Annotated in this window: 21 protein-coding genes; 10 read left to right on the top strand and 11 right to left on the bottom strand. The window is 63.9% G+C overall.

The genetic code is table 11. The annotated features are described in order from the left end of the window. Positions 1-64: 64 nt before the first annotated feature. A complete protein-coding gene (locus AB7D48_RS04490; RefSeq protein WP_427976120.1) occupies positions 65-1,006 on the bottom strand; it encodes a bifunctional riboflavin kinase/FAD synthetase in 942 nt (313 codons plus the stop codon). A 77-nt stretch (positions 1,007-1,083) separates the two neighbouring features. On the opposite strand from AB7D48_RS04490, the gene AB7D48_RS04485 reads away from it, so the two are divergent. After that, positions 1,084-2,259, top strand: a complete 1,176-nt coding sequence (locus AB7D48_RS04485; RefSeq protein ID WP_427976119.1) for a DUF2125 domain-containing protein — start codon at positions 1,084-1,086, stop codon at positions 2,257-2,259. Between the two features lie 96 nt (positions 2,260-2,355). On the opposite strand, the gene AB7D48_RS04480 is transcribed toward AB7D48_RS04485, so the two are convergent. Together AB7D48_RS04480 and AB7D48_RS04475 are read right to left on the bottom strand one after the other, a co-directional pair. Continuing rightward, the gene (locus AB7D48_RS04480; RefSeq protein WP_427976118.1) at positions 2,356-2,973 is read right to left on the bottom strand and encodes an MlaC/ttg2D family ABC transporter substrate-binding protein; all 618 of its coding nucleotides are present in this window, start codon (positions 2,971-2,973) and stop codon (positions 2,356-2,358) included. 22 nt (positions 2,974-2,995) lie between these two features. Next, on the bottom strand, positions 2,996-3,796 hold the full coding sequence (locus tag AB7D48_RS04475; protein WP_427976117.1) for an MlaA family lipoprotein: 801 nt from the start codon (positions 3,794-3,796) through the stop codon (positions 2,996-2,998). A 172-nt stretch (positions 3,797-3,968) separates the two neighbouring features. On the opposite strand from AB7D48_RS04475, the gene metF reads away from it, so the two are divergent. From metF to AB7D48_RS04460, 3 genes are read left to right on the top strand one after another with little or no spacing between them, the layout of a single operon-like run. Beyond that, complete coding sequence (metF, locus tag AB7D48_RS04470) at positions 3,969-4,898, top strand: methylenetetrahydrofolate reductase [NAD(P)H] (protein WP_427976116.1); 930 nt, start codon at positions 3,969-3,971, stop codon at positions 4,896-4,898. 46 nt (positions 4,899-4,944) lie between these two features. Further along, the gene (locus AB7D48_RS04465) at positions 4,945-7,116 is read left to right on the top strand and encodes an ATP-dependent helicase (protein ID WP_427976115.1); all 2,172 of its coding nucleotides are present in this window, start codon (positions 4,945-4,947) and stop codon (positions 7,114-7,116) included. After that, positions 7,109-7,984, top strand: coding sequence for a 50S ribosomal protein L11 methyltransferase (locus tag AB7D48_RS04460; RefSeq protein WP_427976114.1), 876 nt, complete (start codon positions 7,109-7,111; stop codon positions 7,982-7,984). The genes AB7D48_RS04465 and AB7D48_RS04460 overlap by 8 nt, the downstream gene beginning before the upstream one ends. Positions 7,985-8,035: 51 nt before the next feature. Here the strand turns inward: AB7D48_RS04460 and AB7D48_RS04455 are convergent, their stop codons facing one another. The 3 genes from AB7D48_RS04455 to cysD are packed head-to-tail and all read right to left on the bottom strand — an operon-like array spanning position 8,036 to position 11,603. Further along, the gene (locus AB7D48_RS04455; RefSeq protein ID WP_427976113.1) at positions 8,036-8,770 is read right to left on the bottom strand and encodes a 3'(2'),5'-bisphosphate nucleotidase CysQ; all 735 of its coding nucleotides are present in this window, start codon (positions 8,768-8,770) and stop codon (positions 8,036-8,038) included. After that, a complete protein-coding gene (cysN, locus tag AB7D48_RS04450) occupies positions 8,767-10,677 on the bottom strand; it encodes a sulfate adenylyltransferase subunit CysN (protein ID WP_427976112.1) in 1,911 nt (636 codons plus the stop codon). Before cysN ends, AB7D48_RS04455 begins: the two co-directional genes overlap by 4 nt. Beyond that, positions 10,677-11,603 carry a sulfate adenylyltransferase subunit CysD gene (cysD, locus tag AB7D48_RS04445; protein WP_427976135.1) on the bottom strand — a complete coding sequence of 309 codons (927 nt, stop codon included), beginning with the start codon at positions 11,601-11,603 and terminating at the stop codon, positions 10,677-10,679. Before cysD ends, cysN begins: the two co-directional genes overlap by 1 nt. Positions 11,604-11,833: 230 nt before the next feature. On the opposite strand from cysD, the gene AB7D48_RS04440 reads away from it, so the two are divergent. The 6 genes from AB7D48_RS04440 to AB7D48_RS04415 all read left to right on the top strand — a co-directional run bounded on the left by AB7D48_RS04440 (position 11,834) and on the right by AB7D48_RS04415 (position 17,776). Then, on the top strand, positions 11,834-12,604 hold the full coding sequence (locus AB7D48_RS04440) for an SDR family NAD(P)-dependent oxidoreductase (protein WP_427976111.1): 771 nt from the start codon (positions 11,834-11,836) through the stop codon (positions 12,602-12,604). Positions 12,605-12,688: 84 nt separating this feature from the next. Beyond that, complete coding sequence (locus AB7D48_RS04435) at positions 12,689-13,942, top strand: gamma-glutamyltransferase (protein WP_427976110.1); 1,254 nt, start codon at positions 12,689-12,691, stop codon at positions 13,940-13,942. Positions 13,943-13,945: 3 nt separating this feature from the next. Beyond that, positions 13,946-15,106: a pyridoxal phosphate-dependent aminotransferase gene (locus AB7D48_RS04430; protein WP_427976109.1), complete on the top strand. Its 1,161-nt coding sequence runs from the start codon at positions 13,946-13,948 to the stop codon at positions 15,104-15,106. 111 nt (positions 15,107-15,217) lie between these two features. Continuing rightward, positions 15,218-15,967: an electron transfer flavoprotein subunit beta/FixA family protein gene (locus AB7D48_RS04425; RefSeq protein ID WP_427976108.1), complete on the top strand. Its 750-nt coding sequence runs from the start codon at positions 15,218-15,220 to the stop codon at positions 15,965-15,967. Position 15,968: 1 nt separating this feature from the next. Beyond that, positions 15,969-16,898 (top strand): electron transfer flavoprotein subunit alpha/FixB family protein, encoded by a 930-nt coding sequence (locus tag AB7D48_RS04420; protein WP_427976107.1) that lies wholly within the window; start codon positions 15,969-15,971, stop codon positions 16,896-16,898. A gap of 2 nt (positions 16,899-16,900) precedes the next feature. Further along, the gene (locus AB7D48_RS04415; protein ID WP_427976106.1) at positions 16,901-17,776 is read left to right on the top strand and encodes a 3-hydroxybutyryl-CoA dehydrogenase; all 876 of its coding nucleotides are present in this window, start codon (positions 16,901-16,903) and stop codon (positions 17,774-17,776) included. 221 nt (positions 17,777-17,997) lie between these two features. On the opposite strand, the gene AB7D48_RS04410 is transcribed toward AB7D48_RS04415, so the two are convergent. The 5 genes from AB7D48_RS04410 to cysK form a co-directional block, all read right to left on the bottom strand. Continuing rightward, positions 17,998-18,981 (bottom strand): hypothetical protein, encoded by a 984-nt coding sequence (locus AB7D48_RS04410; protein ID WP_427976105.1) that lies wholly within the window; start codon positions 18,979-18,981, stop codon positions 17,998-18,000. 5 nt (positions 18,982-18,986) lie between these two features. Beyond that, the gene (locus AB7D48_RS04405) at positions 18,987-19,808 is read right to left on the bottom strand and encodes a PAAR domain-containing protein (protein ID WP_427976104.1); all 822 of its coding nucleotides are present in this window, start codon (positions 19,806-19,808) and stop codon (positions 18,987-18,989) included. Positions 19,809-20,063: 255 nt separating this feature from the next. Continuing rightward, positions 20,064-20,576 (bottom strand): ferritin-like domain-containing protein, encoded by a 513-nt coding sequence (locus AB7D48_RS04400; RefSeq protein ID WP_427976103.1) that lies wholly within the window; start codon positions 20,574-20,576, stop codon positions 20,064-20,066. Then, positions 20,560-21,924, bottom strand: coding sequence for an oxygen-independent coproporphyrinogen III oxidase (hemN, locus tag AB7D48_RS04395; protein ID WP_427976102.1), 1,365 nt, complete (start codon positions 21,922-21,924; stop codon positions 20,560-20,562). The genes AB7D48_RS04400 and hemN overlap by 17 nt, the downstream gene beginning before the upstream one ends. Before the next feature lie 46 nt (positions 21,925-21,970). Beyond that, entirely contained in the window at positions 21,971-22,885 is a 915-nt protein-coding gene (gene cysK, locus AB7D48_RS04390) for a cysteine synthase A (RefSeq protein WP_427976101.1), read from the bottom strand. Positions 22,886-22,918 lie beyond the last annotated feature (33 nt).

The raw sequence follows: 22,918 nt of genomic DNA, 5'->3' as shown, positions 1-22,918 counted from the left end.
CGAAAACCCGTTTCAGGCCCGGGCAGGCGGTATAATTCGGGCGGAGTGGCCGGTCATGGCGCATTTATGCGGCCCCGCCCGGCAAAGCGTCAAGCAGGCGCCGGGCCTGGGCGGCATCGCGGGCGATCTGCGCCTTCAGCGCGTCGAAAGACGGGAATTTCTGCTCCTCGCGCAGGAAATGGCGCAATTGCACGCTCAGCTCCCGCCCGTAGAGATCGCCCTCGAAATCGAAGAAATGCGCCTCCAGCAAGGCCTGCGTGCCCCCCACCGTGGGGCGCAGCCCGATATTGGCCACTCCCTTCACCAGCCTGTCCGCGAGCCGCGCGGTCACGGCATACACCCCGCGCTGCGGCTCCAGATGCCGGCTAAGCTGGATATTGGCGGTGGGAAAGCCAATGCCGCGCCCCCGGGCGTCGCCATGCACCACCTCGCCCCTGATCACGCAAGGCCGCCCCAGCAACTGCGCGGCGCGCTCGGGATAACCATCCTGCAACAGCCGGCGGATGCGCGTGGAAGAGACCGGCCCCTCCGCATCCGTGACCGGCGGCACGATGGACAGCCCGATGCCGAGCGTCTCCACCCGGGCGGAGAGAAACGCCACATCGCCGCCACGCCGGTGACCGAAGGCGAAATCCCCCCCGCAGGAGAGATGCACCGCCCCGATTCCCTTGAACAGTACCTCCTGCACGAAATCCTCCGCCGTGAGATGGGCGAACTCATTGTCGAAGGGAAACTGGTACAGGATCTCCACCCCCAGCGTCTCCAGCGCCGCCGCGCGCTCGGCGGCCAGCGTCAGGCGGAAGGGCGGATCCTGCGGGCGAAAAAATTCACGTGGATGCGGCTCGAAGGTCAGCACGGCGCGCGGCGCGTCGGGCCGGGCGGCATGGGCGGCACGCAACACCGCCGCATGGCCGGTATGCACGCCGTCGAAATTGCCCAGCGCCACGCTGGCGCCCCGCGCGGCCGCCGGCAACCCGCGCCAATCCGAATATATCTTCATGCGCATGCAAAAGCCCTCACACTTGGCCACCGGTCAAGGGTACGGCAGAACAGGAACACGGATAAATCCAGAAAGGACGCTTCATGCGGGGTTTTCTCAAAGGGCTGGGCGGGCTGGTCATTCTGGCCGCATTGCTCTGGCTGGGCTTATGGCTCTATGCCGACATGCGGCTCAAACAGCTCGTCACGGCGCGGATCGACGCGGTCAACCAGTCCGGCGAGGCGCAAATCGCCTACGATAAAATCGCCACCAGCCGCTCCCCCCTGATGGCGAGCGTGACGCTGACGAACCCGCGCTGGACCGCCCGGCCGGATCCTTCCACGCCGCCCATCACCATCAGCGCCGCCAGCATCGGCGCGCATATCGACCTTGCCCATCCGCTGACCCTGCATGTGGACATGCCGCTCAGCATCGGCGTCACCAGTTCGGCGGCATCCGGGGCGGTTACCTTCGCCATGGCCGAAATGACCGAAACGCTCTCCCCCGCGGTCTGGCTGGGCCACGCCGCCACCCCCATCACCGGTGGCGAGGCACGTTTCGCCGGCATCGATCTGCTGGCCAGCCATGGCAGCCTGGCCGTGGCGCAAATCGGCGCGCTGAGCCTGAATGAGACGCTGAACGCCAAGGCCAATACCAGCCAGACGGCCCTGTCATTCGACGCGAACCTGCACGATCTGCGCCTCTCCCCGATTCTCACCAAGCTGGCCAACCTTCCCTTCGGCGGACGGGTCGCGCATCTTGGCCTCTCGGCCCGGCTCTCCGGCCCGCTCGACTGGCAGGGCATCGCCCAGCGGGAAGCCACGTTGGGCGATGAGGACCAGCGCCATCAATTCATGCTGGAGACGCTGCATCGCTGGGCGCTGGCGGGCGGGCGCGGCGAAGGCAAGATAAGCCTGACCCTCGGCCCCAGCGTGTTCAATGCCGACGGTACCGTGGCTTTCGACAAAAACGCCCAGCCTTCCGGCGAGTCCAGCCTCACGGCCGATCATCTCGACCAGTTCACCGCCGCGCTCACCGCCTCTTATCCGGACGCGCAGGATTGGGTGAGCAAGATCGAGGCTGAATTGTCGCCCTATCTCTCCACCACGCAGGATGGCGGCCAGGTGCTGACCATGAACACCAGCTACGGCAAGCAGGGGATCGTGGTGAACGGCAAGAAGACCGGCGATCTGCCCCCCCTGGACTGGGACAAGCTGATCAACCCGCCCCCCGCCCCGCCCGTGGCGCCGGGCGACGGCTCGGGCGCCGCATCGCCCTGACCGGGCGCCGACCGCGCGGGCCTCAACCCCGGCGAAACCAAAAAGGGGGCCCGAAAGCCCCCCTTTTCCGTGCGTCACGCGCCGCCCGACGGCGGCTTACTGGGCGGAAGAGATCTTGGTGATCTGATTCTGCATGGCGCTCAGCAAGGCGGAAACCTGGCCGCCATGATCGGTGATCACGCCCGCGTAATCGTTGCGGGTGGTGATGCGCAAGGAGGTGCCGGCCACGATCACATCGATGATCTTCGGCTGGCCGGCTTTCTCCTCCACCACCCAGCCGACATCGGCCGGCGCCTTGCCCGGCGCGGTGACCGTGGTATCCACCAGCACGTCATTGCCCTGCGGGGTGGCCCCGTTCACGGTGAAGCTGACGCCCTCGTAAGCCTTGATCTGGTAGGTGATGTTGTAGCTCAGCAACTGGTGAAACAAGGTCTGGAATTGCTGCTTCTGCGCCGGGGTGGCCACGTTGACATAACGGCCCAGGACATAATCGCCGATCTGATCGACCTCGACGATCTGATCCACCAGATTGCGCAGCTGCGTTGCCTTATCCGCGCGGGAGGCATTGCCATTGACGATAGCGACCAGCTTGTTGCCGGAATCCTGGATGAAGCTCTTGGCCTGATCCGTGGTCAGGGCCTGCGCGGCCCCGGCCATCATCGCCAGCATCGGCGCCGCCATGGCGGCGCCCAGAATGAAACGACGGAAATACATGATCTATCCTTAAATCCTCGTTTTATTGCGCCGGCTGGTGGTACCAGTTCGGCCAGGTGCGTTTGTCGCGCTGCTTGATCTGCTGCAATTGTGAGGCACGAGATTGGCGATAAAGGCTCCTAAATGTGGCATAGGGGTCGAGCGCCGTGGCATTGATCTGGTCGATCGGCTCCAGCAGCTCGGCACGGGTGTTGATCAGGTTGATTCCCGTCTCGGCCAGGCTGAAATCGTCGAGCGCCGTGCTCTCTGGGGCGGCCTCCATCGGGGTGGCGAACCATTCCACCGGCAGGTTCCAGACATCGCGCGCGCCGGAGGGGCCGAACACGGGCAGGTAGAGGTAAGGCCCGGCGGGCACCCCCCAACAAGCCAGCGTGAGGCCGAAATCCGTATCCGTCTCGCGGTAGCCCAACGCCGTGGCCGGGTCGAAAATCCCGCCCAGGCCGATGGTGGAGTTGAGCAGGAATCGCATGAGCGAGGTGCCCGCATCCGTCGGCTGCCCCTCGGCCATGAAATTCAGCATCCGCGCCGGCTCGCCGATATTGGAGGTGAAATCGCCCACATGATCGCGGATGCCCTGGGTGGTGATCGCCACATAGCCCTTGGCGATCGGCTTCATCGCATATTTGTCGAGCACGCTATTGACCTTGTAGAACACGCGGTTGGTGGGTTCCAGCGGGTCGTTGAGCTGCCGATAGGCCTGATAATCGGCGGTGTCGGACTTGGGCGGCGGCGTGGCGCATCCCGTCAGGGCCCCGGTGAGCACCAGCCCCGGGAGGAGCAAGGCCAGGCTGCGCGTGAGCCGGCGTTTCAGCGTTGTCGTCATCCTAATCTGCCTTCCTGACTTCGGGGCCGTCCCATGCGGCGTATCCCCCAATGTGAGTGTCATTACCGCGCCGTCAACCGGGGAACCAGAGCTAAGCGTCATGCTGTGTCATGCTTGCCACTTGCTTAAACCCTCTTGGCCTGCCACCTACCCCTCACGGAGCTAGCTGACCATGACCCATTCCCCTGTCCGACACACTCTGGAGCGCTGGGCCACGGGCGAGCGCATCGCCCCCCTGCCCGCGCGCGAGGGGGCTATCCCGCCCGACATCTCCTTTGAATTCTTCCCCCCCAAGACCGAGGCGCTGGAAACCCAGCTCTGGCATTGCATCGAGCGGCTGGCGACATTGCACCCTGCCTTCGTCTCCGTCACCTATGGCGCGGGCGGCTCCACGCAGGAACGCACCCATGCCACGGTGCTGCGCATCGTCAAGGAGACCACGCTCACCCCGGCCGCGCATCTCACCTGCGTGGGCGCCACCAAGGAAGAGGTGAACGAGGTCGCGGCCCGCTATTGGCGGGCGGGGGTCAAGCATATCGTCGCCCTGCGCGGAGACATGCCGGGCGGCGCGCCCTATGCGCCGCATCCCGGCGGCTATGCCTTCGCGGCGGATCTGGTCGAGGGGTTGAAGAAAATCGCGGATTTCGAGATTTCCGTGGCCGCCTATCCGGAAACCCACCCGCAGGCATCCAGCCCCGAGGCGGATCTCGACAATCTCAAGCGCAAGCTCGATGCCGGGGCGACGCGCGCCATCACCCAGGTGTTTTTCGACAACAACATCTTTCTGCGCTTTCTGGACCGCGCCTTGGCCGCCGGCATCAAGGCGCCGATCGTGCCGGGCATATTACCCGTCACCAACTTCACCCAGGCGCGCAAATTCGCCGAGGCCTGCGGCACCTCCGTGCCGGGCTGGATGGCGGATATGTTCGAGGGGCTGGATGACGACGTGGAAACCCGCCGGATGGTTTCCGCCGCCGTGGCGGCCGAGCAAGCGCGCCTGCTCCAGGCCAACGGCATCGACGAGTTCCATTTCTACACCCTGAACCGCCCCGACCTCACTTATGCCATCGCCCGGATTCTGGGCGTGAAACCACAAGCCTGACCCGCCAGGGGGTGCAAGCGCCCCCAGGACAGCCTACGATGCGCGCATGAGTTCCTATCTGGATGGGCTGAACACGGCCCAACGCGAGGCGGTGGAAAGCACCGAGGGCCCAGTGCTGGTGCTGGCGGGGGCCGGCACGGGCAAAACGCGCGTGCTGACCACGCGCTTTGCCCATATCCTGCTCAGCCGCCGCGCCTTCCCCAACCAGATTCTCACCGTGACCTTCACCAACAAGGCGGCGCGGGAGATGCGCGAGCGCGTGGCGAAGATCATGGGCGGGCCGCAGGAGGGACTTTGGCTCGGCACGTTCCATTCCCTTTGCGCGCGGATGCTGCGCCGCTGGGCGGACCGGGTGGGGCTGACCGGCGGCTTCTCGATTCTGGACACGGACGACCAGCTCCGCCTGCTCAAGCAGATCATGGAAACGGCACGGATCGATTTCAAACGCTGGCCGCCCAACGCGTTGATGGCGCAGATCCAGCGCTGGAAAGACAAGGGCTTCATGCCGGACCAGATTCCAGCGGCCGAGACATCGGACTTCGCCAATGGCCGCGCCGTGGAATTCTACGCCGCCTATCAGACCCGCCTGCGCCAGCTCAACGCCGTGGATTTCGGCGATTTGCTGCTGCTGATGGTGCATCTCCTGAAAACCGACCCGGAGGTGCTGGCTTATTATCACCGCATCTTCCGCTATATCCTGGTGGACGAATATCAGGACACCAACCTGGTCCAATATTACTGGCTGCGGCTGCTGGCCCAGGGGCACAAGAATATCTGCTGCGTGGGCGACGATGACCAGAGCATCTATAGCTGGCGCGGCGCCGAGATCGAGAACATCCTGAAATTCGAGCGGGATTTTCCGGGCGCGAGGATTGTGCGGCTGGAAGCGAATTACCGTTCCACCCAGCCGATTCTCGCCGCCGCTTCCCATCTGATCTCCCACAATGAAGGGCGGCTGGGCAAAACCCTGCATCCTGGCCGCGACGATGCGCGGGGCGAGAAGGTCGAGGTGGTCTCCTTGTGGGATTCGGAGGAGGAAGCCCGCACCGTGGGCAACCGCATCGAATCCCTCTGGCGCGCCGGCCATTCGCTGAACGAGGTCGCCATCCTGGTCCGCGCCGGGTTCCAGACCCGCGCCTTTGAGGAACGGCTGCTCACGCTCGGCGTGCCCTACCGCATTATTGGCGGGCAGCGCTTCTATGAGCGGGCGGAAATCCGCGACACCATCGCGTATCTGCGCGTGCTGGCATGGCCCGGCGACGATCTCGCCTTCGAGCGCATCGTCAACACGCCCAAGCGCGGCGTGGGGGACGGCGCCTTGCGCAACCTGCATGAAAACGCCCGCGCCTATGGCCTGGCGCTGCACGACACCGCCGAGAAGCTGGTGGCCGAAGGCGCGCTGCGCGGCAAGCTCGGCGCCAGCATGCGCAACCTGCTGGAACAATTCGCGGATTGGCGGAATATCCTGGCGGCGCAAGGCCCGGTGGTGGCGCTGGACACGCTGCTGGAAGAATCCGGCTATCTCGCCATGTGGAAAGCCGACAAATCCCCGGAAGCGCCAGGGCGGCTGGAAAACCTGAAAGAACTTTCCCGCGCCCTGGCGGATTTCGAGACGCTGCCAAGCTTCCTGGAGCATGTCGCCCTCGTCACCGAGGCCGAGGCGCAGGAGGATGGCGCGAAGGTCTCCATGATGACCCTGCATGGCGCCAAGGGGCTGGAATTCGACACGGTGTTTCTGCCCGGCTGGGAGGAAGGCGTGTTCCCCAACCAGCGCGCCCTGGATGAAGGCGGCAATAAAAGCCTGGAGGAAGAACGGCGCCTGGCTTATGTGGGCATCACCCGCGCCCGGCAGCGCGCCATCATCCTGCATGCCGCCAACCGGCGCATTTACGCCAACTGGCAAAGCTCCATCCCCAGCCGCTTCATCGACGAACTGCCGGAGGAGGTCATCCACCGCTCCGGCTCCGCCCAGCCGCAAACCACGCGCCCGGCCCCGGCCGCCACGCATTTCCCCGTGCAGGCCCGCCGCCCGGATATGTGGGAGGTGCGAGCCCGCCCCGCCAGGCCCCACAAAATTCCGGTGGGCGCACGGGTGTTCCACCAGAAATTCGGCTATGGCCGCGTCATCGCCGCCGATGACGACCGGCTGGATATTGAATTCGAGACATCAGGAGAAAAACGCGTGCTGGACCGTTTCGTGGAGCGCCAGGATGGCTGAGGAAGTTCTGGAGTGCATTTCGCTTCGCGTTCCGGCCGAGGTGATGGAAACCTTCGAGGCGGCGCTCTCCAGCGTCTGCCGCGCCGTGTCCTTCTATCACGACGAGGATGTGGATGAATGGGACCTGCAAGGCGTGAAGGAACGCGGCGCGTATGAGGACGACCTCGCCGCCGCCCTGATGGTCGCGGAAATGGTCTCCGGTTTCTCGCCGCGGGTCACGCGCGGGCTGGTGCCCGTGGGCGGCTGGCTGGCGCGCACCCAACAAGCCTTCCCCGAGCAGCTCATCGGCGCGCGTTTCGCCGTGCGCGGCACCCATATCGAGGGGCCGGAACGCCCGGGGCGCATCACCATCACGCTGGATGCCGGGCTGGCCTTTGGCACCGGCGAGCATAACTCCACCCGCGGCTGCCTGGTGACGCTGGAAGATCTGGTGAAACATCACCACCCGCAACGGATTCTCGATCTTGGCACCGGCTCGGGCATTCTCGCCATCGCCGCCGCCAAGCTGATGCATCGGAGCGTTCTGGCAACCGACATCGACGCCCGCGCCGCCCGCGTGGCCGGTGAAAACGCCAAGCTGAACGGGGTGGCGAATATGATCCACGCCATCCAGGCCGATGGCTGGGCCGACCCGCGAATCACCAAGGCCGCCCCGTTCGAGCTGGTGTTCGCCAACATCCTGGCCCGGCCGCTCTGCGCCATGGCGCATCAGCTCGCCGCGCATCTGGCCCCCGGCGGGGTGGCGATCCTGGCGGGGTTGCTGAACACGCAGGTGAACTGGGTGCTCTCCTGCCACCGCCGCGCCGGGCTTAGGCTGGAAAAACGGCTGGTGGACGGCGCCTGGTCGATTCTGACCTTGCGAAAATAGCGCCGCGAAAACAGCGCCCCAGCCCGCGACGGCGCCTGGGGCGCGGGCGGGCTACACCGCCGGCATGCCCCGCAGGACCGCCAGCACCTTCGGCGCCAGCTCCTTCTGGCAGATCAGCAGATCCGGCAGATAAGGATTGGCATTGTTATAAACCAAGGGCGCCCCATCGGCACGGGTGGCGTGCAGCCCGGCGGCCAGGGCCACGGCGGCGGGGGCGCAATTATCCCACTCATATTGCCCGCCCGTGTGCAGATAAATATCCGCCTCGCCGCGCAGCACCGCCATCGCCTTCGCCCCGGCGGAGCCCATCGGCACCAGCTCGCCATTCAGCGCCTCGGCCACGGCCAGGGCCTCCTTCGCGGGACGGGTGCGGCTGACCAGCACGCGCGGCTTGGGCGCGATCTCCGGCAAGGGAAGCGGTTCGGACGACATCACTTGCCCCAGCCCCGGCAGCGCCACCGCGCCGATGGCGGGCTTGCCCGCGATGGCAAGCGCCACATGCACCGCCCAGTCCGCGCGGCCCTCGCCATATTCGCGTGTGCCATCCAGCGGATCGACGATCCAGACCCGCTCGGCGGCAAGCCTGGCCGCGCTGTCTTTTTCCTCCTCGGACAGCACCGCGTCATCCGGCCGGTTCTCGCGCAGCGCGGCCATGATGAATTCATTCGCCACGCGATCCCCCGCCTTGCCGAGCGCCTTGCCCTCGAACAGGCCGGTGGCGCGCAGCTCCCGCAGGATCTTGCCCGCGCCCTCGGCGATGGTTTTCGCCAACTCCAGATCGGTCATGGAATCAGCCTTTCCACGATCAGATCCGCCGCCTGTTCCGGCGTCATCTTCGAGGTATCGACATGAATCTCCGCGTCGTGCGGCGGCTCATAAGGGCTGTCGATGCCGGTGAAATTCTTCAGCTCACCGGAGCGGGCTTTTTTATAAAGCCCCTTCACGTCGCGCCGCTCGGCTTCCTCCAAGGCGGTGTCGATGAAAATTTCGACGAACTCGCCCGGCGCCATCATCTTGCGCACCATCTCGCGCTCCGAACGGAAAGGCGAGATGAAGGCGGTGATGACAATCAACCCGGCATCCGTCATCAGCTTCGCCACCTCGCCCACGCGGCGGATGTTTTCGATCCGGTCCGCCTCGGTGAAACCGAGATCCTTGTTGAGGCCATGGCGGACATTGTCGCCATCCAGCAGGAAGGTATGGCGGTTCATCCGCACCAGCTTCTTCTCGACCAGATTGGCGATGGTGGATTTACCCGCACCCGAAAGCCCGGTGAACCACAGCACGGCGGGTTTCTGGTTCTTCAGGCTCGCATGCACCTCACGCGAAACATCCAGCGCCTGCCAATGCACATTCTGCGAGCGTCGCAGCGAGAAGCTGAGCATGCCCGCCCCCACGGTGGCGTTGGTCATCTTGTCGATGACGATAAACCCGCCCAGCGCATGGGTCTTCGCATAGGGCTCGAAGGGAACCGGCCGGTCCGTGGTGATGTTGGCGACACCGATGGCGTTCAGCTCCAGCGTCTTCGCCGCCGCATGCTCCAGCGTGTTGACGTTGATCTGATATTTCGGCGCCTGGATGGAAGCGGACACGGTCTGCGTGCCGAGCTTGATCCAATAGGCCCGGCCCGGCGTCATCGCCTCGTCGGCCATCCAGACGATGGTGGCCTCGAACTGGTCCGCCACCTGCACCGGCGCATCGGCGGGGGTGATGACATCGCCGCGCGAACAGTCGATCTCGTCGGCGAAGCACAACGTCACCGACTGCCCGGCCACCGCCCGCTCCAGATCGCCATCGAGGGTGACGATGCGCGTAACCTTGGAGGTTTTTCCGGAAGGCAGCACACGGATATCATCGCCGGGCCTCACCACGCCGCTGGCCAGTTGCCCGGAAAATCCACGAAAATCGAGATTCGGGCGGTTCACCCATTGCACCGGCAGGCGGAAGGGCTTGGCCTGGTCGGCGGTCACGTCCAGCTCGACATTTTCCAGGAACGTCACCAGCGGCACGCCGGTATACCAGGGCATATGGTCGGAGCGCGTGGTGATGTTGTCCCCCACATAACCGGAGATCGGCATGGGGGTGAACCGCGTGATGCCGATGCCGGCCGCGAATTGCCGGTACTCGGCCACGATGGCGTCGTATTTATCCTGATCGTAGCCGATCAGGTCCATCTTGTTCACCGCCAGCACGATATGACGGATGCCGATGAGATGGGCGAGATAGGAATGACGGCGCGTCTGCGTCAGCACCCCCTTGCGCGCATCGATGAGAATGACCGCCAGATCCGCCGTGGAGGCGCCGGTGACCATGTTGCGCGTATATTGCTCATGGCCGGGTGTGTCGGCGACGATGAATTTGCGTTTCTCGGTGGCGAAGAAGCGATAAGCCACATCGATGGTGATGCCTTGCTCGCGCTCGGCGGCGAGCCCGTCCACCAGCAACGCGAAATCGATATTCTGTCCCTGCGTGCCAACCTTCCTGGAATCGGCCTCCAGAGCGGCGAGCTGATCCTCGAAGATCATTTTCGAATCATAGAGCAGCCGGCCGATGAGAGTGGATTTACCGTCATCCACCGAGCCGCAGGTAATGAAGCGCAGCAGCGATTTATGCTGGTGCTTCAGCAGATAGGCATCGATATCCTGGGCGATCAGTGAATCGACCTTGTAGGAGCTTTCCTGACTCTCGCTCATCAGAAATACCCCTCCTGCTTCTTCTTTTCCATGCTGGCGCCGCCTGAATCCTTGTCGATCACCCGGCCCTGGCGCTCAGAGGTGGTGGTGAGCAATGTTTCCTGAATCACCTCGGTGATGGTGTGCGCCTTGCTCTCCACGGCACCAGAAAGCGGGTAGCAGCCCAGCGTGCGGAACCGCACGGATCTGCGCGCCGGCACCTCGCCGGGGTTCAGGCGGAAACGCTCGTCATCCACCATGATCAACAGCCCGTCGCGCTCCACCACCGGCCGCTCGGCGGCGAAATACAAAGGCACGATGGGGATGTTCTCGAGATGGATATATTGCCAGATGTCCAGCTCGGTCCAGTTGGAGATCGGAAACACGCGGATGCTCTCGCCCTTGTTCTTGCGGGCATTGTAGAGGTTCCACAATTCCGGGCGCTGGTTTTTCGGATCCCAGCGGTGATTGGCCGAGCGGAAGGAAAAGATACGCTCCTTGGCGCGGCTCTTTTCCTCATCGCGGCGCGCGCCGCCAAAAGCCGCGTCGAAACCGTATTTGTCGAGCGCCTGCTTCAAGCCCTCGGTCTTCCACATATCGGTGTGCAGCGGGCCATGGTCGAACGGGTTGATGCCCTTCGCCTTGGCCTCGGGGTTCTGGTAGACCAGCAATTCCATGCCGCTTTCCTTGGCCATGCGGTCGCGCAGCTCATACATGGCCTTGAACTTCCAGGTCGTGTCCACATGCAGCAGCGGGAAGGGCGGCGGCGCGGGGTAGAAGGCCTTGCGCGCCAGATGCAGCATCACCGCGCTATCCTTGCCGATGGAATAGAGCATCACCGGTTTCTCGGTCTCGGCCACCACCTCGCGCATGATATGGATGGATTCCGCCTCAAGACGCTGGAGATGTGTAAGGGTGAGCGGGGCGGCGGACGATTGGGGCGTCATCGGCAAGTCATACTCCAAGAACCGAACTCCAGACCGTTATGGACCGGGGTCGCGGCACGGTGCAATGCACCCGTTCCGCATGCCAAGCAATCAAAAACATTAAAAAACCTAGAGACAATAGAAAGAAATAACCTCCCCCCTCGCCGCCCAGGGGGGGGGTTGGGTTTCCCGCCGGTCTCGTCTATCCGGGACGGGCGGCGGGATCGCCGCCATTGAGTTAAGGAGACTGAATGGAGGGCGTCCTTGTCACGGGCGGCGGAAAGCGGCTGGGCGCGGCCATAGCCAGGCATCTGGGCCATAAAGGCTGGCATGTCTTCGTGCATCATCATCATTCCGCCGAAGGGGCGCGGGCGGTCGCGGCGGACATCGTCGCGGGCGGCGGGCGCGCCACTCCGGTTAACGCCAACCTCGCCAACGAGGCCGAGGTGGAACGCCTCTACCGGAAATGCGAGGCGCTCTGCCCGCTGGGCCTGCTGGTGAACAGCGCCTCCGGCTTTGAATACGACACCGCCGCGAGCGTCTCGGCCAAGGGGCTGGAGAGCCATATGCGGGTCAATCTTTTCGCCCCGGTGCTGCTGACGCGCAGCCTCCATGCCTCGCTGGCCGCGCGCGGCGCCAAGGGCGTGGCCATCAATATCGTGGACAACAAGGTATTCGGCCTCAATCCGGATTATTTTTCATATACCCTCTCCAAGGTGGCGATGCAGGGCATGATTCAGATGCAGGCCATGGCGCTGGCGCCCACGCTGCGCGTGGCGGGCATCGCCCCCGGCATCACGCTGATCAGCGGCTTGCAGACGGAGCGGGAATTCGAGCGCAGCCACCGCAACAACCCGATGGGACAAGGCTGCACGCCAGAGCAGATCCTCAACGCGGTGGATTTCATTCTCGCCAGCCCCGCTTATCACGGCCAGACCCTGGTGATCGATGGCGGGCAGGTGCTACAGCGCCGCCCGCGCGACGTGGTGTTTCTGGAAAACCCCGTCCCGCCGAGCACCTGACCCGCCCGGCACGCCGCGCTGGCGTTGCGGGCACGGAGTTTCGCGGCTAAGCAGGCCGGGTCAGTTTCTCAAGGGTTATTCAGCTTGCAGAACCGCCTACGCTCTCTTGGCGTCATCGCCTCCTTCGCTTTGCTGACCGGCTGCGCGGCCGGTCATTTCGCCGGCCATCAATTGCTGGGGTTGAACGGCACCAAAACCCCCGGCACCGTCCCTTCCGTGTTCGGCTATGCGGTGGCGGACGAACCCCAGGCGGCCATTGTCGGGCGGGACATTCTGAACCATGGCGGCAACGCGGTGGATGCGGCCGTGGCGGAAGGTTTCGCCCAGGCGGTTACCCTACCCTCTCGCGGCGGCCTCGGCGGCGGCGGCGCCTGTATCATCAAAATGCCAAACGCCAAGGGCGAAATGCAGCCGCCCGTGGTGCTGGACTTCCCGGCGGGCATGCCCGCCGCCAATGGCGGCAGCCGCCCGGCCGCCGTGCCCTTGCTGGCGCGCGGGCTGCTGGCCATGCAGGCGCGCTATGGGCAATTGCCGCCATCCGCCGTCATTGTGCCGGCTGAGCGCCTGGCCGGCGGGGCGCAAATCTCCCAGCCCCTGGAAGCGGATTTACAGGTCGTCGGCAACGCGCTGCTGGCCGACCCCGCCGCCGCCGCGATCTTCGCCCCCGGCGGCAAGCTCCTGCCGGAGGGCGCCACCTTCCAGCAGCCGGACCTGGCCGCCACGCTCGAAGCCTTGCGCGTCAATGGCGTGCAGGGGCTTTATGCCAGCAACAACGCCGTGCAATTCGCCGCCGCGGCGGATTCGGCGGGCGCCGGCCTGACCGCGAAGGACCTGATCGACGCCATCCCGCAATACACGGCACCGGTCAGCCGCCAGCAGGATGGCTATGCCATCGCCGCCCTGCCGGCGGCGACCTCCGGCCAGGGCGAGGCGCTGCCCGCCTCCGCCAGCTTCATGACGCTGGGCAAGGATGGCGGATCGGTCATCTGCGTGACCTCGATGAACAATCTCTTCGGCACCGGGCGCATCGCGCCGGGCACGGGTGTGCTGCTGGCGGCCTCGCCGCGCACCAACCCCACCCCGAATCTCGCCGCCGCCATGGCCTATACATCTGGCGGCCTCGCCTTCCGCGCCGCCGTGTCCGGCACCGGGCAAAACGAATCCGACGACGCGGCACGGATCGGCATGACCAACGCCCTCACCGGCAAGGACGAACCGATCCCCGCCCCCGGGCGCGCCAACATCATCTCCTGCCCTGGCAAGGTGCCGGGCGGCGAGGCCAGCTGCACCGCCAGCGCCGCGCCGGGCGGCAACGGGCTGGCCATCGGCGGACGATAGACCTTGGTTCTGAAAATCGGCGCCGGGCGGCAGGTGCCGCCCTTCCGGGTCATGGATGTGATCCTGGCGGCGAATGAGCGCACCGCCACCCTGCGCCCTGGTGAACCGAAAATATTGCGCATGGAGGTCGGCCAGCCCGGCACCGGCCTGCCCGCGGGGGCCCGGCGAGCCGTGGAAGCGGCACTGCGAACCGGCGACACGCTGGGCTATACGGATGGGCTGGGCCGTCCCTCGCTCAAGGCCCGCATCGCCCGCCATATCCGCGAATGGTACGGGGTGGAGGTGCCGCCCACCCGGATCGCGGTCACGGTCGGGGCGTCCGGCGGGTTTCCGCTGGCTTTCCTGTCCAGCTTCGATGTGGGGGACCGGGTGGCCCTGGCCGCGCCTTATTACCCGCCTTATTATAATATTCTGCTCGCCTTGGGGCTGCGGCCCGTGGTGCTGCCCTGCGGGATCGAGACCGGCTTTCAACCGACCATCGAGATGCTGGAGTCGCTGCCCGACAAGCCGGACGGGCTGATTGTCGCCAGCCCCGCCAATCCCACCGGCTCCATGCTCACCCCCGAGGCCCTGGAAGCGCTTTGCCGCTATTGCGACGGTTCCGGCATCCGGCTGATCTCGGACGAGATCTATCACGGCCTCACCTACGGCAAGCCCCAGGCCAGCGCGGCGCAGTTTTCCGGCAGCGCCATCGTCATCAACTCCTTCTCCAAATATTTTTCCATGACCGGCTGGCGCATCGGCTGGATGGTGGTGCCGGAAGACATGATCCGCGTGACCGAGCGCCTGGCCCAGAACATGTTCATCTGCCCGCCCCATATCGCGCAGCTGGCGGCGGAGGCGGCCTTCGCATGCCAGGACGAGCTGGAGGCCAACCGCGCCAATTACGCGAAAGCCCGCGAGATCATGATGACAGGGCTACGCGCGGCCGGGTTTCCCACCTTTTCCCCGCCGGACGGCGCTTTCTATATCTATGCGGACATCGAGGGCCGCGCGGCGGACAGCGCCGCCTTCTGCAACCGGCTGCTGGCCGAGCGGAACATCGCCTCCACCCCAGGGCTGGATTTCGATTCGGAGCGCGGCGGGCGCTATTTCCGGCTCAGCTATTGCGCCTCCCTGGAGGATATAGAAGACGCGGTGGAACGGCTGAAACACCTCTCCTGAATCCGGCGGCGCGTTTATCTACTCGTGAGTAGATTAGGGCTTTCCAGGGCCTGAAACATACAATATCAAGTCTGCGCCCCCTATCCGGGTCAGTTCAGAGGTATTGTACAAATGAAATTACTGGTCGCCGTGAAGCGGGTGGTCGACTACAACGTCAAGGTCCGGGTGAAGTCGGACAAGTCTGGCGTTGAGACTGCCGGCGTTAAAATGTCCATGAACCCGTTCGATGAAATCGCCGTCGAGGAAGCTGTCCGCCTGAAGGAAAAAGGTGTCGCCAGCGAGATCGTCGCCGTCTCCATCGGCGTGACGCAGGCGCAGGAAACCATCCGCACCGCGCTCGCCATGGGCGCTGATCGCGGCATCCTGGTGGAAACCGACATGGCGGTGGAACCGCTGGCGGTGGCCAAGATTCTGAAGGAATTGGCGCTGAAGGAAGGCGTGGACGCCGTGATCCTCGGCAAGCAGGCCATCGACGACGACATGAACGCCACCGGCCAGATGCTCGCCGCGCTGCTGGGCTGGCCGCAAGGCACGTTCGCCTCCAAGGTGGAGATCGCCGACGGCGCCGCCCTGGTCACCCGTGAGATCGATGGCGGGCTGGAGACGGTGAAGCTGACCCTTCCCGCCGTGGTCACCGCCGATCTGCGATTGAACGAGCCGCGCTATGCCTCGCTGCCCAACATCATGAAGGCCCGCAAGAAGGCGATCGACAATCTCAAGCCCGCCGATTTGAATGTCGATGTCACGCCGCGTTTGACGATTATCAATGTCAACGAGCCGCCCGCGCGCCAAGCTGGCATCAAGGTGCCGGACGTGGCCACACTCGTCGAAAAACTGCGCAACGAAGCGAAGGTGATCTGATATGACGGCTCTGGTTGTTCTGGATTTCGATGCCGCCGGCATCAAGCAGCCTTCGCGCTCCGCCATCGCCGCCGCTGGCCCGCTGGGTGAGGTGCATGTGCTGGTCGCCGGCCAAGGCGTTGGCGCCGTGGCCAGCGATGCCGCGAAGCTTTCCGGCGTCGCCAAGGTGCTGGTGGCCGACGATGCCGCCTACGCCCACCACCTGGCCGAGCCGATGGCGGCGCTCATCGTCTCTCTGGCCGGCAATTACAGCCATATCCTCCAGGCCGCCACGGCCTCGGGCAAGAACGTGCTGCCGCGCGTCGCCGCCCTGCTGGATGTGCAGCCGATCTCCGACATTTCCGGCGTGGTGGATGCCGACACGTTCGTGCGCCCGATCTATGCGGGCAATGCGCTGGCCACGGTGAAATCCGCCGACGCGAAGAAGGTGATCACCGTGCGCGCCGCCTCCTTCGACCCGGTGCCCGCCGAGGGTGGCTCCGCCGCCATCGAGAATGTGGCCGCCGCCGCGAATGAGGGCAAATCCGCCTATGTCGGCGAGGAAATCTCCAAATCCGAGCGTCCCGAACTCACCGCGGCGAAGATCATCGTCTCCGGCGGGCGCGGCATGCAGAATGGCGAGAATTTCACCAAGCTCATCGACCCGGTGGCGGACAAGCTGGGCGCCGCCGTCGGCGCCTCCCGCGCCGCGGTGGATGCCGGCTTCGTGCCCAACGATTATCAGGTCGGCCAAACCGGCAAGATCGTCGCACCCGAACTTTATATCGCCGTGGGTATTTCCGGCGCCATCCAGCATCTGGCCGGCATGAAGGATTCCAAGGTGATCGTCGCCATCAACAAGGATGAAGACGCGCCGATCTTCCAGGTGGCCGATTACGGCCTGGTCGGTGACCTCTTCACCGTACTTCCTGAACTGGAGAAGGCCCTATAATCATGAGCATCAGCAAAATCGGAGTCATCGGCGCGGGTTTGATGGGAAATGGCATCGCACATGCGGGGTTGATTTCCGGTTTTGACGTGGTGCTTGTGGACGCCTTCGAGGCGGCCCTGGCGAAGGGTCTGGCGACCATCGAAAAAAACATGGACCGCCAGGTGAGCAAGGGCAGCCTCACGGCGGAGGACAAGGCGGCGGCGCTAAAGCGCCTCACCTCCTCCACCGACTACCATGCGCTGAAGGGGACCGACATCGTCATCGAGGCGGTGCCCGAAAAGCTGGAGATCAAGGACAGCATCTACAAGGAGCTGAAGGAGGTGCTGGCGCCGGAGACGCTTCTGGCCTCCAACACCTCTTCGATCTCCATCACCCATCTGGCGGCCTTGTCCGGCCGGCCGGACAAATTCATCGGGCTGCATTTCTTCAACCCGGTGCCGATGATGAAACTGATCGAGATCACCCGCGGCCTCGCCACGTCTGACAGCACCTATCAGGCGGCGGCCGATCTGGCGGGCAAACTGAACAAGACCGCCGCCATCGTGCAGGATTCACCGGGCTTCATCGTCAACCGCTTGCTCTGCCCGATGCTCAACGAGGCGATCTTCACCCTGGCCGAGGGGGTCGCGGACGCCACCTCCATCGACGATGCGATGAAGCTGGGCGCCAACCACCCGATGGGGCCGCTCACACTCGCGGATTTCATCGGGCTGGACACGCTTCTCTCCATCATGCGCGTTCTGCACCAGGAGCTTGGGGACGATAAATACCGCCCTGCCCCGCTGCTGGTGAAATATGTGAATGCCGGCTGGCTGGGCCGTAAATCCGGGCGCGGCTTCTACGATTACAGCGTGACCCCGCCCAAGCCCGCGCGCTGAACCTGTCCCGGCATCCTCCAGACTCCGGCCCTTTTGAAAGGGCTTGGAATCTGGAGGATATGAAAAGCCCTCCAAACTCCAGGAGGGTTTTAAGACACATAACGCTCCAGGGTGTTTGTCCGAACGGGTGCGCGGCCCTAACGGGGGTACGGACACGAAAGTGCATTTTACGCACACCAGCCATGAACGGATGAGGAACACCTCAAGTCCCGTTTACCTTCCTATTCTGTAATTTCGTAGCTCTGTTTGAGCAGATCATATGCTGGTGGAATGAGGGCTTCCTCACCCTTATCGAAACTTTCAAAGAGATCATAGCGAGAGAGGATATCAAGCGGCTGCCTCTCGGCGGTGCCGCACGTTATATAGAGGTAGCGTGCCATAACTTCTCTTGATCGCTGATCGGTCAGCCGATCCACAAGCGCCTGTTGTTCCCGGCACAGTTTTACCGCATCAGCGATGAAAGCACTGCCATCCTCGGGCATCTTGACGGATCGCAACAAAAACCCATCACGCAACGTAAACCACTGCAAGACGGCCTTCTCAAAGCTTACATTGGTAAAACCAGCATACTGCGGATCGCCCTTGCGGGCCGTATATTCTTTGTTCGAGTATTTTCCTCGAAAGGTGAGATCCTGGAACGCGCCTTCGAAGCGGCAATTCACAAAGCCGCTGCATCCGAAATCCACGCCACTCAGCTTTTTAAACACGAAAGCACAGCCAACAAAATACGGATCACCAATACTCGTCTTCGTTAGCTTCACATTCTCGAAGTGGCAATTCACGTAGCGGGACTGGTACTCGCCTCTCTTGCTTGTGTTCCAGTCAAAACCGATCGCCCCCATAGTCCATTCGCAACGATAAAAACGACAATTGGTAAAGGTGCTGCCATAGTCACCGAAATCGTTCATATCGGTGTAATCGAAGACGCAGTCCTGGAAGACTGAATGTTCGGAGATCGTTTCCGCTAATATTCCCGCCGTGAAGTCGCAGCCTTTGAGCACAGCATGCCTCAACTTCGCCTTACGCCGCGCTCCTGGCAGACAAAGCCGGAATCCCCGAAAATCAAACAGGCCATCTTCGGTCTTGCCAAAGGGCTGAGTCTTGAGGGCTTCGTCAGGATCAATTCCAGCCCAACGTTCGCGCCAGGCGGTGAACTGTTTGGCGGTGTAGCGTTTCGGTGGTCTGGATGCGGAAAATTCGGTCATGGTGCCTATGGCAGAAAAATGTCGTCGATGAGCGGTACTTCGGGTTCCTCGGACGTGATGGCGGTCTCTGGCGGCCCTTGCGGTGAAGCCGGTGCAATTTTGGGCGGTGGCATCGGCGGCTGTGGATCAATCGTCTTGCCGCTGGTGTCCAGGTGCATCAGATCATCGCCGTATTTCAGCCGATGTGCCTGAAGCTGACCCTGGGTGGTCATGTCGTACTGATCACCAGTGTCCTTGTCGATGAAGTCTGGCCCTTTGTTGGGCTTGCCGGTGGCCCGCTCTCCTATGTCTGGATCGTTTCGAACGCTTTCCCGAGCCTCCTTGTCGATTTGATAGCCACGGAACCGTGACCGCGCATTCGGGTCTTTCTCGATCGCGTCATGCTGCCGCTTGGAATACACGTCCTTATCCGGCCCCTGGTCGATTTTCCGGGCCGCATTAGTGGTATGGTCCTGCAAACGGCGAAAAACCTGCTCCCGGGTCAGCGGCGGGTTCTGGGGCGTGGTGGTGTCCGATACCAGCGTAACCGCAGGCGTCCCCGCGCTCCCGCCACCCCCAGCACCATCGGTTTCGCCAATCAGGACAGTGGGATTGCCAAGGATAATCGCCCCGCCATGAGAGGTCTGATCGCCCATGCGCGCGGCCGGCAGGCCATTGATGAAAACCCCGGACGATCCCTTGATGATGGTCGCGGGCGGCCCGACGCAAGTTGCCGTGTCCGTCATCCTGGCGGCGGGCAGCCCGCCGATCAGAACATTGGGCGATCCGACGACAATCGCCCCACCGACATGCGGCACCGGCCCGTCGCTGGCCGGGCAAATGTGCATGTCGGTGATTCGCGCTGCGGGTTTGCCTGCGGCCATGATATAACACTACCGAACAGAGCCAGACTGACAAGGCAGCAAGGCAAATTATGCCCGTTCGTCCGTGAAATGAAGATTTATCGGACACATTCAAAAATGTCCGGTGATGCTGCTGAGAAGTGAGATGGCGGACAAACAGTTTTTCGGACAAGACAACGAACTGATGTTCTTGTGCCGTTCATGTCTAGCGTGCGTAAAAGGCACTTTCGTGTCCGCCCCCTAACGCGGCTGCACGAGACCCTTCATGGCGGCGATATGCGCCTCTTCCTCACTGAGCAGCAGACGCAGCAGCGCCGCGCTGTCCCTGTCCCGCTGGGCAAGAAACCGGATGGCGGCACGGTAGAGCTTCACCATGCCCCGCTTGGCAAGCAGGCTGCTGACCACCACGGGCAAGGTCTCAGCGGCTTCGCTGGGGGGCAGTTCCGGCCGGGCGGGCACCTCCCCCCCCAGCGCGGCGATGCGCCCGGCAAGCTGGGCGGCATGGCGGCGCTCCATCGCCTGGCGGCGGGTCAGCGTGGAGTGCAGCGTCTCATTCACCACCTCGTCGAGCTTCTCCAGCAATTGCGCATAGCGGCTGATGGACAGCTCCTCCGCCCGGTGCAGCAGACGCAATAATTGCAACCCCGTGTCCGGTGGAATCGGGCGGATGCGCAAGCGCCGCGCCGCCTCATCCCGCAGCGCGGCGATCTGTTCCGAAAATGGCGGAATGGCAGCCTCAGACGGCACGGGCATGGCGCGGCAGCGCCGGTGCGCCCTTGCGCAGATAAGCGTCGAACAAGGCCGCGACATTCCGCACGAAAGGCCGCCCACGTTCCGTCACGCTCAGTCGCGCGCCGTCCCATTCCACCAGCCCGTCATCGGCAAACCCGGCAAGCGGCGCCGCATCCGCCAGCAAAGCGGCCTCGCCAACACCAAAGGCACGCGCCATGGCCGGCAGGTCCACGGCAAGATCGCACATGATCCGCTCGATCACGGCGCGGCGCAGCCTGTCCTCATGGTCCAGCGCCACACCGCGCGTCACCGGAAACCGCCCCTGGGCGAGCATGTCTTCATAAGCGGGAATGCTGGGCTGATTCTGCACATAACCCTGCGGTAGCGCACCAATGGCGCTCGCGCCAAGCCCGATCAGCACAGGCGCCGCATCCGTCGTATAGCCCTGGAACCCGCGCTGGAGCGCCCCTGCTTTGGCGGCCTTGGCCATTTCATCCTCCGGCCGGGCATAATGGTCCAGCCCCACCGGCACCATGCCGCCCTCTTGCTCCAGCACGGCCCGGATGGCCGCCTCCTGGCGTAAGCGCGCCACCCCCACGGGCAGCGCCGCCTCCGGAATCAGGTTCTGATGCTTCTTCATCCAGGGCACATGCGCATAGCCGAACACGGCGGCACGGTCCGGTGCCAGCTCCAGCGCCATCCGGGCGGTGCGGGCCACGGACTCCTCCGTCTGGTGTGGCAGCCCGTAAATCAGGTCGAGATTGAGAGAGGTCACCCCCAGCTCACGCAGCCCCTCGGCGGCGTCGCGGGTCTGCTCAAAGCTCTGCATCCGGCCGATCGCCTTTTGCACATCCTCGTCGAAATCCTGCACCCCCAGGCTGGCGCGGTTCACCCCCATCAGGGCCAGCGCGCGCAGCTTCTCGGGCTGTAGCGCCGCCGGGTCGATCTCGATGGCGATTTCCGCCTCCGCCGTCACCTCGAACCGCGCGCGGAGCATATCCATCAACCCGCTCAGGCAATCATCCGGCAAGGCGGTGGGAGTGCCACCGCCCCAATGCACCTGACTCACCCGCGCCCGGCGCCCCAGCGTATCGGCCAGCAATTCGATCTCGCTGGCCAAAGCGCGCGCATAATGACGCTTCGGCCGTTCATGATGCGCGACACTGGTATGGCAACCGCAATAAAGGCAGAGCCGGTCGCAAAACGGCACATGCAGATAAAGCGAAAGCTCCGCCGCCGGCGCCACGGCCGCCAGCCAGCGCGCATAGTCCCGCCCGTCGATTCCCGCATGAAAATGCGGCGCGGTGGGATAGCTGGTATAGCGCGGCACGCGGCCGTCGTAACGGGCGATCAGATCAATGTCGGTCATGGCCTGAAACCAATGGCAGAATACACGAAAACCACCTTGACCCAGGTCAACCCGGCAGAAAGTCCGGCACGGACAAATAGCGCTCGCCCGTATCGTAATTGAACCCCAGTACGCGCGTGCCGGCCGGCAGCTCCTTCAGCAGCTTGTCGATGGCCGCCAGCGTGGCGCCGGAGGAAATGCCGACCAGCAGCCCCTCCTTCGTGGCGGAATCGCGGGCGAACGCCTTTGCCGCCTCGCCTTCCACGGTGACGATGCCGTCGATCGCGGCACGGTGAAAATTGCCCGGCACGAACCCCGCGCCGATTCCCTGAATGGGGTGCGGCGCCGGCGCCCCGCCCGAAAGCACCGGCGAAGCGGCTGGCTCCACGGCGAACACCTTCAGATTCGGCCAATGCGGCTTCAGCGTCTCGGCGACACCGGTAAGATGCCCCCCAGTGCCGACACCGGAGACAATCACATCCAGCCCATCGGGAAAATCCGCCAGAATCTCCAGCGCCGTGGTGCGGGTATGCACTTCGACATTCGCCGGATTTTCAAATTGCTGGGGAATGAAGGCCTCCGGATTCTCCGCTTTCAGCGCCAGGGCGCGCTCGATGGCGCCCTTCATGCCCTTCTCCTTCGGCGTGAGGTCGAAACGGGCGCCATAAGCCTGCATCAGCCGGCGCCGCTCGACCGACATGCTCTCCGGCATCACCAGAATCAGCTTATAGCCCTTCACCGCCGCCACCAGCGCCAAACCGACACCCGTATTGCCGGAGGTCGGTTCAATGATCAGCCCGCCGGGCTTGAGCAGCCCGTCACGTTCGGCCGCCTCGATCATCGCCAGCGCGATACGGTCCTTGATCGAGCCGCCAGGGTTGGTGCGTTCGGATTTCACCCAGACATTTGCTTGGGGAAACAAACGGGAGAGGCGGATATGCGGCGTCTTGCCGATGGTATCGAGGACGGAGCTGACCGGCATTTATAGTCTCCATGATTTTTCTGGACTCATCGC

Source organism: Acidocella sp., assembly GCF_050253495.1.
GTDB lineage: Bacteria > Pseudomonadota > Alphaproteobacteria > Acetobacterales > Acetobacteraceae > Acidocella.
Note: the sequence above shows the minus strand (reverse complement) of the source record. Positions and strands in the feature narration are given on the sequence as shown.